Source organism: Nocardiopsis sp. NPDC101807 (assembly GCF_044766605.1).
In the GTDB taxonomy this organism is placed as follows: domain Bacteria; phylum Actinomycetota; class Actinomycetes; order Streptosporangiales; family Streptosporangiaceae; genus Nocardiopsis; species Nocardiopsis tropica.
Map to the genome: position 1 here is coordinate 312450 of NZ_JBIWMK010000002.1, position 10893 is coordinate 323342.

At 75.3% G+C, this 10893-nt stretch carries 8 protein-coding genes and 1 pseudogene; 2 read left to right on the plus strand and 7 right to left on the minus strand.

The features are described 5' to 3' along the window. Nucleotides 1-4: 4 nt before the first annotated feature. The 7 genes from guaD to ACIRPH_RS06570 all read right to left on the minus strand — a co-directional run bounded on the left by guaD (nucleotide 5) and on the right by ACIRPH_RS06570 (nucleotide 7781). The gene (gene guaD / locus ACIRPH_RS06540; protein WP_402910165.1) at nucleotides 5-2323 is read right to left on the minus strand and encodes a guanine deaminase; all 2319 of its coding nucleotides are present in this window, start codon (nucleotides 2321-2323) and stop codon (nucleotides 5-7) included. Between the two features lie 235 nt (nucleotides 2324-2558). After that, complete coding sequence (locus tag ACIRPH_RS06545; protein ID WP_402910168.1) at nucleotides 2559-3203, minus strand: response regulator; 645 nt, start codon at nucleotides 3201-3203, stop codon at nucleotides 2559-2561. After that, nucleotides 3184-4458: a sensor histidine kinase gene (locus ACIRPH_RS06550; protein ID WP_402910170.1), complete on the minus strand. Its 1275-nt coding sequence runs from the start codon at nucleotides 4456-4458 to the stop codon at nucleotides 3184-3186. The genes ACIRPH_RS06545 and ACIRPH_RS06550 overlap by 20 nt, the downstream gene beginning before the upstream one ends. Before the next feature lie 29 nt (nucleotides 4459-4487). After that, a complete protein-coding gene (locus tag ACIRPH_RS06555; protein WP_402910173.1) occupies nucleotides 4488-5372 on the minus strand; it encodes an ABC transporter permease in 885 nt (294 codons plus the stop codon). Beyond that, the gene (locus ACIRPH_RS06560; protein ID WP_402910176.1) at nucleotides 5369-6286 is read right to left on the minus strand and encodes an ABC transporter ATP-binding protein; all 918 of its coding nucleotides are present in this window, start codon (nucleotides 6284-6286) and stop codon (nucleotides 5369-5371) included. Before ACIRPH_RS06560 ends, ACIRPH_RS06555 begins: the two co-directional genes overlap by 4 nt. A gap of 239 nt (nucleotides 6287-6525) precedes the next feature. Next, nucleotides 6526-7089 (minus strand): DUF418 domain-containing protein, encoded by a 564-nt coding sequence (locus ACIRPH_RS06565; RefSeq protein ID WP_402910178.1) that lies wholly within the window; start codon nucleotides 7087-7089, stop codon nucleotides 6526-6528. Between the two features lie 98 nt (nucleotides 7090-7187). Continuing rightward, nucleotides 7188-7781, minus strand: coding sequence for a DUF418 domain-containing protein (locus ACIRPH_RS06570; protein WP_402910182.1), 594 nt, complete (start codon nucleotides 7779-7781; stop codon nucleotides 7188-7190). Between the two features lie 477 nt (nucleotides 7782-8258). Between ACIRPH_RS06570 and thrS the strand changes: the two are divergent. After that, a pseudogene (thrS, locus tag ACIRPH_RS06575) lies at nucleotides 8259-9515 on the plus strand (threonine--tRNA ligase); the annotation flags it as partial. A gap of 175 nt (nucleotides 9516-9690) precedes the next feature. Next, a complete protein-coding gene (locus ACIRPH_RS06580) occupies nucleotides 9691-10749 on the plus strand; it encodes an exonuclease domain-containing protein (RefSeq protein WP_402910184.1) in 1059 nt (352 codons plus the stop codon). Nucleotides 10750-10893 lie beyond the last annotated feature (144 nt).

Genomic DNA, 10893 nt, shown 5'->3' on the forward strand with positions numbered 1-10893 from the left:
CGCCTCAGCCCCGGTGGACGCAGAACAGCGGCCCGTGGTAGGCGGAGATGTCGAACCCCGGCGAGGAGATCGCGTCCCCGATCCGCTCCGGCCGGCTCCACCCCTTGCCGTCGTACCGGGTCCACCACAGCCGTCCCCACCCGCCGGAGTCCTCCTGGTGGAAGACGCAGTACAGGTGGTCGTTGTACCGGGTGATCGCCGGGGCGTACGAGGTGCGCACGGGGTTGCCGTCGGGGTCCTCGATGCGCCGGCTCGCGCTCCAGCTCCCGGAGGCGCTGTCGTAGGTGAGCCAGTGGAGCTGGTCGTCCCCGCGGTCGTGGACGCAGTAGAGGTGGTCCTTGAAGCGCTCCACCACCGGGGTGCGCGCCGCGGTGATCCCTCCCGGCACGGCGCTCTCGGCGCTCCAGGCCTTGGCCCCGGTGTCGTGGCTCAGCCAGCGCAGTGTGCCGTCCTCACGCCTGAGGACGCAGTACAGCAGGCCGTCGTAGACCGTGAGGGAGGCTCCCGAGGCGCTGACCTCCCGGCCGCCGGGCTCCTCCACGACCTGGTCGGCCGACCAGCCCGGCTCCCCTCCCTCGATGTTGTAGCGCGACCACCACAGGCGGGTGTCGGAGACGTCGCGGTGGTGGACGCAGTACAGGAAGTCGTTGGCGTGGGAGACCGCGGGCTGCCCGTGGTTGGGCACACGGTTCCCGAGCACGTCGGTGATCTCCCGGTCGCCCCTCCACCCCCCGGTCTCCTTGTCGTAGACGTCCCACCACAGGAACGGGTTGGCGACGGTGTCCTGGTGCAGGCAGTACAGGAGGCTCTTGTACGCCTCGATGCCGGGGCCGTGGGGCGACCAGGCGCCGGGGACCTCCAGGTCCTTGGACCAGCCCGTGCCCTCCTCGAACTTGAGCCACCGCAGCTCCCTGTTCCGCGACCTGTTCCAGCGGCGGCGGGAGGAGCGCCGGGGCTTGGGGTCCGGACAGGGGCTGCGCTCGTGCGCGACGCGTCCGCCGACGTAGGTCGCCGCCACGGCCCGGTCGTCGCCCAGCGTCGCGAGGGCGAACAGCAGGTCGTCGACGGTCTCGCTCTCCGCGGTGCGCGCGGCGAGCAGTCGGGTGGCGGAGGGGTCCAGGACCACGAAGTCGGCCTCGTGGCCGGGCGCGAGCGAGCCGATGACCCCTTCCAGGCCCATCGCGCCGGCCCCGCCGAGCGTGGCCAGGTAGAAGAGCTTGGTCCCGTCCATGGGCAGTGCACGGAGCTGGCCCACCTTGTAGGCCTCGTTCATGGTCTGCAGGAGCGACAGGCTCGTGCCCCCGCCCACGTCGGTGCCCAGGCCTGTGTGCACGGGCCGCTTGCGGTGCCTGGCGCTGCGCATGGAGAAGAGCCCGCTGCCCAGGAACAGGTTGGAGGTGGGGCAGTGCGCCACCCCGCTTCCGGTGGCCGACAGGCGCTTCCACTCGCGCTTCTTCAGGTGGACGGCGTGGGCGAAGACCGCCCCGCGCCCGAGGAGGCCGTAGTGCTCGTAGACGTCGACGTAGTTCTCGCGTTCGGGGAAGAGCCGGCGGACCTCCTCGACCTCGTCCCTGTTCTCGGCCAGGTGCGTCTGCATGAGGGTGCCGGGGTGCTCGTGCCACAGCTTCCCGGCCAGGCGGAGCATCTCGTCGGTGCAGGCCACGGCGAACCGCGGGGTGACCGCGTACAGGCTCCGCCCCACGCCGTGCCACTTGCGGATGAGCGCCTCGGACTCCTCGTAGCCCTGCCGGGGCGAGGGGTCCAGCAGGTCGGGGCGGGCGTTGCGGTCCATGAGGACCTTGCCCGCGGCGACGCGCATCCCCCTGCGGTGGGTCTCCTCGAACAGGGCGTCGACCGAGACCGGGTAGGTGGCGCAGTTGACCAGCGCGGTGGTGGTGCCGTTGCGCAGGATCTGCTCGCAGAAGAGCTTCGCGAACCGTTCGGCGTAGGCCCTGGAGGCGAAACGCGCCTCCTCCGGGTAGACGGAGTTCTGCAGCCAGTCCAGGAGCTGGTCCCCGTAGGCGCCGATGATCCGCGTCTGCACGTAGTGCACGTGGGGGTCGACGAACCCCGGCAGGATCAGCTTGTCCCGGTGGTGGACGACGGTGGTGCCGACGGGAAGCCCTCCCACCAGGTCCGAGTACTCCCCCGCCGCGGTGATCCTGCCGTCCCGGCAGACGAGCAGGCCGTCCTCCACGTACTCCAGCGCCCCCTCGCTGGAGGTGAGGAAGGGGTCCTCGCCGAACCAGACCAGGGAGCCGCGGACCGCCGTGACGGTGCCGCAGCCACCGCCGGCCTCCGGGGGCGTGTCGACCGCGTTCATGCCCGACCACCCCCTCGGGGTTCCGGTCGCCGGTCGGATGTGTGCCTTCTCGCGGCGTCGCGCACCATGTCCGCTCCTCGCTCGGGTGCTCGGTCCGTCACCGCGAGTACCCGAAGGCCGCCGGCGGAAAACCCTCCTGCCCGGCGTCTTCGCAGGCAGAGGGCTGTGCCGGTGTCGGCGGTGCTCGCCGTCGGCCGGCGGTGGCACGGGAGGGCCCGAGCGCGTCGGCCGACCCTCAGGTGCCCAGGTAGCGCAGCACCGCCAGCACCCGGCGGCTGTACCCGGAGGCGTGACCCAGCTCCAGCTTGTCGAAGATCGCGTTCACGTGCTTCTCCACCGCGCTCAGGGACACGAACAGGCGCTGGGCGATCAGCGTGTTGTTCAGCCCCTGCGCCATGAGCTCCAGGACGTCGCGCTCGCGCGGGGTCAGCCGCGCCAGCGGGTCGGCGTGGGTGGTGCGGGCCACCAGCTGGCGCACCACCTCGGGGTCGAAAGCCGCGCCCCCGGCCCGGACCCGCTCCAGGGCGTCCAGGAACTCCCCCACCTCCGACACCCGGTCCTTGAGCAGGTAGCCGACCCGGCCCGAGGCGGCGGCGAGCAGTTCGGCGGCGTAGCGCTGCTCCACGTACTGCGACAGCACCAGCACCGCCACCCCCTCGTGCTCGGCGCGGATGCGCAGGGCCGCGCGCAGCCCCTCGTCGGTGTGGGTCGGGGGCATCCGCACGTCCACCACGGCCGCGTCCGGCCGGTGCCCGGCGACCTCCTCCAGCAGGGCCTCCGCGTCGCCGACCGCCGCCACCACCTGGTGGCCCTCCTCCTCCAGCAGCCGTACCAGGCCCTCCCTCAGGAGGACCGAGTCGTCAGCGATCACCAGGCGCATGGGGGCTCCGTATCCGTTGTTCGTCGGGCATCGGCAGGGTGGCGCGCACCGTGGTCGGCCCGCCCTCGGGGCTGTGCACCGACAGTGTCCCGTCCAGCGCCTGGACCCGTCGCGCCAGGCCCGTCAGACCGCTCCCGTCCGGGTCCGCGCCGCCCCGGCCGTCGTCGAGGACCCGCAGGTCCAGCACTCCGCCGCGGCCGTCCACGTGCACGATCACCTCACCGGCCCCGGCGTGCTTGACGGCGTTGGTGATGGACTCGCGAGCGACGAAGTACACGGCCGCGGCCAGCTCGCGCGGTGGCGGCTCGGGCAGGTCCGAGCGCACCGCCACCGGCAGCGGGCTGCGCCTGGCCACCTCGGTCAGCGCCGCCTCCAGCCCCAGGGTGTCCAGGGCGGTCGGGTAGACCCGCCAGGCCACCTCGCGCAGCTCGTCGAGCAGGATCCGGGACTCGGTGTGGGCCTCCCGCAGCAGCCCCGACGTCCGCTCGGGGTCGGTGCCGCGCTGGGCGCGGCCCAGCAGCATCGCCAGGGCCACGACCCTCTGCTGCACCCCGTCGTGCAGGTCGCGTTCGATCCTGCGGCGCTCCTCGTCCACCGCGCGGACGATGCCCGAACGCGTCTGGGTGAGCTCGTCGATCCGGCGGTTCAGGAGGTCCTCGTGGCTGGGGCCCAGGAGCCGGCGGGCCAGGGAGCGGTCGACGGCGGAGGACAGCGCCGCGACCAGCCACACCGGGACGAGGACGACCAGCCCCGCGACCAGGCCCAGGTTGACGCTGGAGACGGACAGCCGCGCACCGGGCAGGGCCACCGGAACGCTGGTCCCGGTCCCGGTGGCGGCCTCCAGCGCGGCCCCGCCGAGGAACACCGCCACCAACAGGACGGCCGACGGAGCCAGATAACCGCACACCAGGGCGAGCGGCAGTCGCAGGAGCAGGTAGGCCGTGCGGTGCGCCGTGCCGGGACGGGGCCGAACCGCGCACCCGGCCCACCGCTCCAGCCGCGCCAGGTCGAGGTCGCACAGCCTCCCGGTCCACCGCGAGAGCATGTCCCGCGTCCGCGGACGGGCGGAGGGCCGGACCAGCGCTGCGGCCAGGAGCAGCAGGGCCGCCGCCGCCCACACCAGGGTGAGGGCGGCGGTGAGCAGCCCCAGGACCGTTCCCGCGAACTCCCCCGCCGCGCGCCCGAGCGGCACGGCCGCCGCCCCCGCACGGGCGCGGAGCCCGACCGTCCCGCGCGCGCCGTCCGACCCGTCCATCCCACTCCCCCGTATCCGGCGTGCCGGCCTCACGCGTCCCGGCGCGTGAGCACCAGCGCCCCCGCCACCAGGGCGGACGCCGACCAGCACAGGAGTACCATCCCACCGGCGGCGGGTGGGAGGGCGGCCTCGGACCGCCCCATGACGAACACGCTGTCCACGAACGACACGCCCGCGGACAGCGGAAGCCGTTCGGCGACGTACACCCCCGCACGGCCGCCCAGCAGCACGAGGACCGCGGGCAGGGCGAAGAGCAGCGCCGACACCGCGGCCAGCGCCGCCGCGGCCGAGCGCAGCGCGGTCCCGGCCCCCAGGGTGAGGGCCGCGACCAGCGCCAGGTACGCCGACAGGCGTACCACGTCCGCGACGGCCTCGGCCGGGTCCAGCGTCCCGTACCCCTCGATCAGCGGATGCAGCATGACCAGGTGGGCGGTCAGCGTCGCTGCTGCGCCCGTGACCAGGCCGCACGCGAACACGAACGACATCAGGGCCGCCGCCTTGGCGGCCAGCAGGCGTACCCGGGCCGGGACCGCCTGGAGCGCGGGGTGGACGGAGCGCGAGGAGTACTCGGAGGTCATCACCGGCAGGGCCAGGGCGATGACCGCGAACTGGGCCGCCCAGACGGCCGCGTAGACGGCCATCTCCGAGGCGGGCACGTCGGCGGAGGGGATCCGGTCCTGCTGCATGTTGCCGACGGTGGCCACCGCGGTGAGGGGGGCGACGGTCACCGACAGGCCCAGGGTCAGGGCCGCTCCCCACCAGGTGGACCTCACCGAGCGGAGCTTGACCCACTCGGAGGAGGCCGTCGCGGCGAGGTCGGACAGGGCGCGCGCGGGGCCGGCGGGCCGGTCGGGCCGTGCGGCGACCGGCGCGGACCCGGACCGGGCGGAGGGCGTGGGGGCGGAGGTCGTCACGGCCGGCCCCCTGTCGGCGCCGCGTACTGCACGCTGTCGGCAGTGAGTTCCCTGTAGGCCTGTTCGAGGGAGGCCTCGCGGGGGCTCAGTTCGTGGAGGGCGACCCCCGCCCGGTGGGCCAGCTCGCCGATCCGCTCGATGGGCACGCCGGTCACGACCAGCTCTTCCGCGCCGGGGCGCTCGACGCCGGCGCCCTCCGCCTCCAGGGCGGTGACTAGGTCCTCGGGGTGGGGGGCGCGTACCCGCACGGCGCTCCACGCGCTGTTGTCGAGCACCTCGGCCAGCGGGGCGTCGGTGATGAGCCGCCCCCGTCCGATGACCACCAGGTGGTCGGCGGTCAGCTGCATCTCGCTCATCAGGTGGCTGGAGACGAACACGGTGCGCCCCTCGTCGGCCATCGAGCGCATGAGGTCGCGCACCCAGCGCACCCCGTCGGGGTCCAGGCCGTTGACCGGCTCGTCGAGGACGAGCAGGCGCGGGTCGCCCAGCAGGGCCGCGGCGATGCCCAGCCGCTGGCCCATACCGAGGGAGAAGGCCCCCGCGCGCTTGCGCGCCGCCCCGGCCAGGCCCACGGTGTCCAGGACCTCGTCCACCCGCCGGTCGGGGATGCGGTGCGTACGGGCCAGCGCCAGCAGGTGGGAGCGGGCACTGCGTCCCGGGTGCACGGCCCGGGCGTCCAGGACGGCGCCCACGTGGTGCAGGGGCCGGTCGAGCTCCCGGTAGGGGCGCCCGTCGACCAGGGCCCTCCCCGAGGTCGGGCGGTCCAGCCCGAGGATCATCCGCATGGTCGTGCTCTTGCCCGCGCCGTTGGGCCCCAGGAAGCCCGTGACCCTGCCCGGCCGGACCTCCAGGTCCAGCGAGTCCACGGCGACGGTGTCCCCGTAGCGTTTGCTCAGTCCTTGCAGGGTGATCATGGTCGTCCTGTCGTCTCGGCGGTCGGCGGTGGGACAACCGTAGGAAGCGGGGGGTCCGCGCGGCCATGGGGTGCGCCGTCGGCCGGGGGTGCGGTTTTCCGCAGGGTACGCCGTGCGGCGGGCGCGCCCGGCCCCGGTCGCCCCGCCCCGCGGCGGAACCGGTCCCCGCCACCGGTGGCAGGGCCGGGACGGTGCACCGGGCGGTCCGCCGCCTCCGGGGCGCGGCGGCGGGCACGCGGTCAACGCTCCCGTCGGCGGCCCCCGTAGGTGAGGCGGCGCAGCAGGGTCTCGGCGGGACCCCGGTGACCCTCGAGTCTTTGGAGTTCGGAGAGGACGACGGTCGCGATCCAGGTCAGGAGCGCCACCGCGGCGGCCCCCGCGGCGCCCGTGCTCCCCCCGAGCCCTCCCGCGAAGGGGGCGAACACCGCCGTGAAGACCACCGACTGGAGGAGGTAGGAGGTCATCGACCGCTGGCCGGTGGCGGCGACGGCCCGGATGAGCCCGGAGGGCTCGGCCCCCCGCTCCAGGATCCGCCCGGCGGCCAGTCCGAACACCGCGGCCCAGCCCAGGCCCCCGAGCGGCCCGGTGAACTCCTGGAGCAGGCTCAGCGCGTCGGTGGAGACCCACGTGTCCAGGAGGCCCGCGCCGACCAGGCCCTGGGGGAGCCCCGCCAGGGCGGCCAGGCCCAGACCGCCCGCGGCGGTGCTCCGGAGCAGCGCGCGGTGCCGCCCGGGCTCCTCCAGGACGCGGCGGCGGGCCGCCCAGACGCCCAGCGCGGCCGGGGGGACCACGAACATCAGCATGGTGACGGGCGTGTAGAGCAGCCATTCGGTGAAGTTCGAGGCCAGGGACTCGACCAGGGCGGCGACCGGTTCGGGTCTCTGCGCGACGGAGACCGCGGTCAGGGCCGGTTCGCCCCGGGGCCCGGGGCCGGCCCCTGCAGCAGCGACACCAGCACCCAGACGAGGGGGAGGACGGCGTAGGCGGTGACGACGCCCGCGCCGACGGCCAGCAGGGCGCGGCCCCGTGCCCGCAGGAGCCCGGCGAACAGCAGGAGGGTGAGTCCGTACGTACCGATGATGTCGACCGGCAGCAGCAGGACGCCGTGGACGAGCCCGATGAGGACCATCCACATCCCCCTGCGCCTCAGGATCCGGCGGGCGCCGGCCCAGGCGTCGCCCCGGGGGTCGAGGCGCCGCATCAGCTGTACGGTGCCGTAGCCGAACAGGAACGCGAAGAGCGGTATGGCGCGCCCGTCGACCAGCGCCGCCTGGACCAGGGTGACCGCCCGGTCGGCCGCGCCGGTGGCGGCCTCCGCGCCGTAGGGCTGGGCGAGGAAGTGGTCGACGTTGACCAGCGCGATGAAGAGCAGCATGAGGCCGCGGGCGAGGTCGGGGGCCAGGGCCCGGCGGGCGACCGGGGTCGGCCGGTGCCGGCCCGGGGGCCGTGCGGGGGGTTCGCCCGCCGACGGCGGGCCGGGAGGTGACGCGCTCATGGAAACTCCCGTGCGGGGGCGACGGGGAGGGGCCGTACCGGGCCCGCTCCGCCTGGAGGTGGGGCGATCCGTCCGACCTGGAGGGACGCGGGGCAGGGGTCGGCCCGAAGGGACGCCGGAACGCAACCTACCAACCGGTCCTCGCCCCCGTCGAAGGACGTCCGGTCCGGCGGGCACGCCCTGCGGTCGCCTCCTCCCCCGGCACGGGGCGACCGCAGGGGCGGTTTCCGCCGCTCCCCGGTACCGGCGGGACGTCCTCGCGGCCGGTCCGCGCCGCCGGGCCCTCCCGGCGTCGGCCGCCCCGGACCGGAGGGGGCCGCGGGGCCCGGCGGGTCTGCTACCGTCGTCGCCATGAAGCGCGCTGCCATGACGACGACGCCGGAGAGTGTCCCGGCGCGCTGACAGACGTCTTGTTCGAAGCCCCGGGGCGAGTGCCCCGGGGCTTCGCCGTGCGGCCACTCGCTCCACCCACGCGAGGAGACCGCCATGCACGACCACCGCAAGCTGGGCCGTGAGCTGGAGCTGTTCGGCACCGACCCGCTGATCGGCTCCGGCCTTCCCTACTGGCTCCCGGACGGCGCCGCCGTCCGGCACGCGCTGGAGGAGTACGTCCGCGCCGTCGAGAGAAGGGCGGGCTACCAGCACGTCTACTCGCCCGTGCTGGGAAAGAGGGAGCTCTACGAGATCTCCGGGCACTGGTCGCACTACCGCGACGACATGTTCCCTCCCATGGGGCCGGGGGCGCGGGGCGCCGGCGGGGAGGGCTCCGAACAGCTCGTCCTGCGCCCGAGCCTGTGCCCCCACCACGCGGTGATCTTCCGGTCCCGCTCGCGCAGCCACCGGGAGCTCCCCCTGCGCATGGCCGAGCTGGGCGGCATGTACCGGTCCGAGCCCTCGGGCGTGCTCGGCGGACTCACCCGGGTCCGCGCCATCCAGCTCAACGACGCGCACGTCTTCTGCGCCCCGGAGCAGGTCGGGGCGGAGGCGGGGGCGGCACTGGAGCTGATCCGCCGGGCCTACCGGGCCCTGGGGATCACCCCGGCCCGGTACAGGCTGTCGCTGCCCGGCCCGGGGGGCAAGTACGTCGCCTCCCCCGACCTGTGGCGGCGCTCCACCGCCCTGCTCGCCCGGGTCCTGGACGACTCCGGCCTGCCCTACGAGGCGGTCGAGGGGGAGGCCGCGTTCTACGGGCCCAAGATCGACGTCCAGGTCGCCGACGGCGCGGGGCGGGAGTCCACCCTGTCCACCGTCCAGGTCGACTTCCACCAGCCCGAGCGGTTCGACCTGCACTACGTGGGCGCGGACGGCGCGAGGCACCGGCCGGTCATGGTCCACCGCAGCATCGTCGGCAGTGTGGAGCGGGCGGTGGCCCACCTGATCGAACAGCACGGGGGCGCGTTCCCCGCCTGGCTCGCCCCCGTCCAGCTGGAGGTCCTGCCAGTGAGCGACGACCAGGGCGCCGAGGCCGGGGAGTTCGCCCGCAGGTGCGCGGAGCTGGACCTGCGGGCCCGGGTGAGCCCCCCGGACAGGGGCAGTCTCGGAGCGCGGATCCGCGCGGCCCGGCTCGTGCCCTACCAGGCGGTCGTCGGGGCGCGGGAGGCCGCCGAGGGGACCGTGGCCCTGCGCCTGCGCGACGGCCGCCGCCTGGACCCGCTGCCGGTGGCAGAGGTCCTGGAACGGGTCCGGGGCCTGGTGGGGGCGCACCGCACCGACCTGTGGGACGCGGCCCCCTGACCGTGCCTCCGCCGTCCCGGCCTCCGCCGGGGGACCGGGCCGGCCCCCGGCGGGGCGGCCCCTTCCGGGGGCGGACCCGCCCGGGCGGGTCCGCCCGGGACGTCCGTTCGGTCCCCGCGGGGGTCCCCGCCCGGGTAGCCTCGACCCGTTCCCCGGACGTTGCAGGAGGTACGTGGTGTCCCACACCTGGACCGCGATCGACTTCGAGACCGCCAACCACGATCGCGGCAGCGCGTGCGCGGTCGGCCTGGTGCGCGTCCGCGACGGCGCGGTCGTGGACCGGTTCACCACCCTCATCCGGCCGCCCCGGCAGGTGGACTTCTTCTCGCGGCACAACATCGCCGTGCACGGCATCACCGCCGCCGACGTCGCCGACGCCCCCGGGTGGCCCGAGGCGCACGCCCGCATCGTGGAGTTCGCCGACGGGGACCCGCTGGTGGCGCACAACGCCGCCTTCGACATCGGCGTGCTGCGCCAGGCCTGCGCCCACACGGGGCTGTCCCACCCGGCGTGGGAGTACGCGTGCACGCTCGCGCTGTCCAGGCGCACCTGGGCTGACCTGCCCGACCACAAGCTGCCCACGGTGTGCGCCCACATCGGCCACCGGGTGCTCCACCACCACCGTGCCGACGCAGACGCCGAGGCCGCCGCGAGCATCATGATCGCGGCCATGACCCGCTACGGGACCTCCTCCCTCGCCGACCTCGCCCGCGCCGCCCGCCTGGACCTGCGCCGGATGGAGGCGGCCGGGGCCCTCCCGGTCCAGGAGGCCCTGCCCGTGGGGAGGGGGACCGCAGCGCCGTCCCCGGCCGCTCCCGCCGTGCGCGCGGCGGGCAGCCCGTCCGCGCCCGCCCGCGCGGCGACGGCTCCCGGCCCCGCCGCGGGTGAGGACCGCTTCAGCAGGTGGCAGAGGGTCGCCCAGACACCGCTCCCCGAGCCCTCCCCGGACGCCGACCCCGCCGGCCCCCTGTACGGGCGCACCGTGTGCGTGTCCGGCGACCTCGCCTCCATGGACAAGCCCGAGGTGTGGCGGCGCGTGGCCGAGGCGGGCGGGCGCCCCGCCAAGAACGTGACCCGGAAGACCGACGTGCTCGTCCTGGGGGGCCACGACGGGACCGGCAAGACCTCCAAGCACCGCCAGGCCGAGACCTACCGCGAGCGCGGCCAGCGCATCGACCTCGTCACCGAGGACGAGCTCCTGACCCTGCTGGGGATGACCACCGCCGGCCCCTGACCGGCGCCGGGCCGCGCGGCCCCGTGGGAACGGCGGAGCCGCCCGCGCCCCCGGCGGGGGGGCCGGGGGGGGCCCCCGGGGTGGCGGGAATCGTTTGGGGATCGCCCGGTGGGCCCCCCCACCGAGCAGGTGCCCCCCGGGTGG

Bases quoted from the DNA above. Each gene is read 5' to 3' on its own strand.
- guaD (WP_402910165.1), bottom strand. From the start codon at position 2,323: ATGAACGCGGTCGACACGCCCCCGGAGGCCGGCGGTGGCTGCGGCACC.
- ACIRPH_RS06545 (WP_402910168.1), bottom strand. From the start codon at position 3,203: ATGCGCCTGGTGATCGCTGACGACTCGGTCCTCCTGAGGGAGGGCCTG.
- ACIRPH_RS06550 (WP_402910170.1), bottom strand. From the start codon at position 4,458: ATGGACGGGTCGGACGGCGCGCGCGGGACGGTCGGGCTCCGCGCCCGT.
- ACIRPH_RS06560 (WP_402910176.1), bottom strand. From the start codon at position 6,286: ATGATCACCCTGCAAGGACTGAGCAAACGCTACGGGGACACCGTCGCC.
- ACIRPH_RS06565 (WP_402910178.1), bottom strand. From the start codon at position 7,089: ATGCTGATGTTCGTGGTCCCCCCGGCCGCGCTGGGCGTCTGGGCGGCC.
- ACIRPH_RS06570 (WP_402910182.1), bottom strand. From the start codon at position 7,781: ATGAGCGCGTCACCTCCCGGCCCGCCGTCGGCGGGCGAACCCCCCGCA.